General features: G+C 48.5%; 2 tRNA genes and 2 rRNA genes (1 of these 4 cut by a window edge). All 4 read right to left on the minus strand.

The features are described from left to right. A 23S ribosomal RNA gene (locus tag H8K52_RS20450) occupies positions 1-547 on the minus strand; its annotated part reaches 2,443 nt to the left of the window's first position; the annotation flags it as partial. Between the two features lie 399 nt (positions 548-946). Beyond that, positions 947-1,023, minus strand: a tRNA-Ile gene (locus tag H8K52_RS20455). Positions 1,024-1,051: 28 nt separating this feature from the next. Continuing rightward, positions 1,052-1,127 (minus strand) — tRNA-Ala (locus tag H8K52_RS20460). Positions 1,128-1,246: 119 nt separating this feature from the next. Next, a 16S ribosomal RNA gene (locus tag H8K52_RS20465) occupies positions 1,247-2,699 on the minus strand; the annotation flags it as partial.

Here is a 2,699-nt window from a genome sequence, read left to right on the forward strand (position 1 = left end):
CGAAACAAGTCCGCTCCTACTGTTTGTATGCACACGGTTTCAGGTTCTATTTCACTCCCCTTCCGGGGTTCTTTTCGCCTTTCCCTCACGGTACTGGTTCACTATCGGTCGATATCGAGTATTTAGCCTTGGAGGATGGTCCCCCCATGTTCAGACAGGATTTCACGTGTCCCGCCCTACTTGTCGCATACTTAGTTCCACAAAGATCATTTCGTGTAAGGGGCTATCACCCTCTATGGCCGGAGTTTCCAATCCGTTCCACTATGAAATCTGCTAAATCATGCAGGCTCTTCCCATTTCGCTCGCCACTACTTTGGGAATCTCGGTTGATTTCTTTTCCTGTAGCTACTTAGATGTTTCAGTTCGCCACGTTCGCTTTGCATACCTATGTATTCAGTATGCAATGACCTTACGGCCGGGTTTCCCCATTCGGAAATCTGCGGATCAAAGTGTGTTTGCTCACTCCCCGCAGCTTATCGCAAGCTACTACGTCCTTCATCGCCTGATATCGCCAAGGCATCCACCATGTGCACTTAGTCACTTGTCCCTATAACTTTGATTTCTGGTGTCTGATTTGATTGCTCTCTTCAGGTTCATCACCAAAAAGTAGTTATAGTTCTTTACTACTATATGAGTATTACTTTAGCGTTTGCCGTAGCTCAAGTATCTTTGTATTTTAATTGCTCAAATCTATCGCTAGATTCTCGCTACTTGGATTACTTTTACTACTTTGTTTGTTTGATACAATCACAACCCTTCCATAAATTCTATTCACCACTTCCGTGACAAACTCCTTTACGAAATAAATTTTGATTATTTCTACTTTACTTCTTCTCAATTGTTAAAGAACGATACTGCTAAATTACTTTGCTTTCGATTTGAAAGAACAAATCTCAATAGCGCTCGCGCTACTCACATTTGTTATTTCTTGATCTTGCGATCGATTTGGTAGGGCTGGTTGGGCTCGAACCAACGACCCCCGCGTTATCAACACGGTGCTCTAACCAGCTGAGCTACAGCCCCAGTCAATTACCACTAGTCTTACTTAACTTGGTGGAGGTTACCGGGCTCGAACCGATCACCCCCTGCTTGCAAAGCAGGTGCTCTACCAGATGAGCTAAACCCCCATTCGTTTTACAACTTAACCGGGCAAATCTCGAACAAGCCACTATTACTAGCGCTTCTTCTGCGTTCTTTATCATTAACAGTCAATAAGTGTGGACACTCAACATTTAGCGCACTCTAGAAAGGAGGTGATCCAGCCGCACCTTCCGATACGGCTACCTTGTTACGACTTCACCCCAGTCACGAACCCCGCCGTGGTAAGCGCCCTCCTTACGGTTAAGCTACCTACTTCTGGCGAAACCCGCTCCCATGGTGTGACGGGCGGTGTGTACAAGACCCGGGAACGTATTCACCGCGACATGCTGATCCGCGATTACTAGCGATTCCAACTTCATGTAGTCGAGTTGCAGACTACAATCCGGACTACGATACACTTTCTGGGATTAGCTCCACCTCGCGGTTTGGCAGCCCTCTGTATGTACCATTGTATGACGTGTGAAGCCCTACCCATAAGGGCCATGAGGACTTGACGTCATCCCCACCTTCCTCCGGTTTGTCACCGGCAGTCTCATTAGAGTGCTCAACTGAATGTAGCAACTAATGACAAGGGTTGCGCTCGTTGCGGGACTTAACCCAACATCTCACGACACGAGCTGACGACAGCCATGCAGCACCTGTGTATTGGTTCTCTTGCGAGCACTCCCAAATCTCTTCGGGATTCCAACCATGTCAAGGGTAGGTAAGGTTTTTCGCGTTGCATCGAATTAATCCACATCATCCACCGCTTGTGCGGGTCCCCGTCAATTCCTTTGAGTTTTAATCTTGCGACCGTACTCCCCAGGCGGTCTACTTCACGCGTTAGCTGCGTTACCAAGACAATTAAGTCCCGACAACTAGTAGACATCGTTTAGGGCGTGGACTACCAGGGTATCTAATCCTGTTTGCTCCCCACGCTTTCGTGCATGAGCGTCAGTGTTATCCCAGGGGGCTGCCTTCGCCATCGGTATTCCTCCACATATCTACGCATTTCACTGCTACACGTGGAATTCTACCCCCCTCTGACACACTCTAGCCATACAGTCTCAAATGCAGTTCCCAGGTTGAGCCCGGGGATTTCACATCTGACTTATATAACCGCCTGCGCACGCTTTACGCCCAGTAATTCCGATTAACGCTTGCACCCTACGTATTACCGCGGCTGCTGGCACGTAGTTAGCCGGTGCTTATTCTTCAGGTACCGTCATTAGCAAGCTGTATTAGAACTCACCGTTTCTTCCCTGACAAAAGAGCTTTACAACCCGAAGGCCTTCTTCACTCACGCGGCATTGCTGGATCAGGCTTGCGCCCATTGTCCAAAATTCCCCACTGCTGCCTCCCGTAGGAGTCTGGACCGTGTCTCAGTTCCAGTGTGGCTGGTCGTTCTCTCAAACCAGCTACTGATCGTCGCCTTGGTGAGCCTTTACCTCACCAACTAGCTAATCAGATATCGGCCACTCCATGAGCATGAGGTCCGAAGATCCCCCACTTTCAACCTTAGTTCGTATGCGGTATTAGCGTAACTTTCGCTACGTTATCCCCCACTCTAGGGTATGTTCCGATATATTACTCACCCGTTCGCCACTCGCCACCAGACC

This window comes from Affinundibacterium seohonense, from assembly GCF_014284305.1.
Lineage (GTDB): Bacteria > Pseudomonadota > Gammaproteobacteria > Burkholderiales > Burkholderiaceae_D > Undibacterium > Undibacterium seohonense.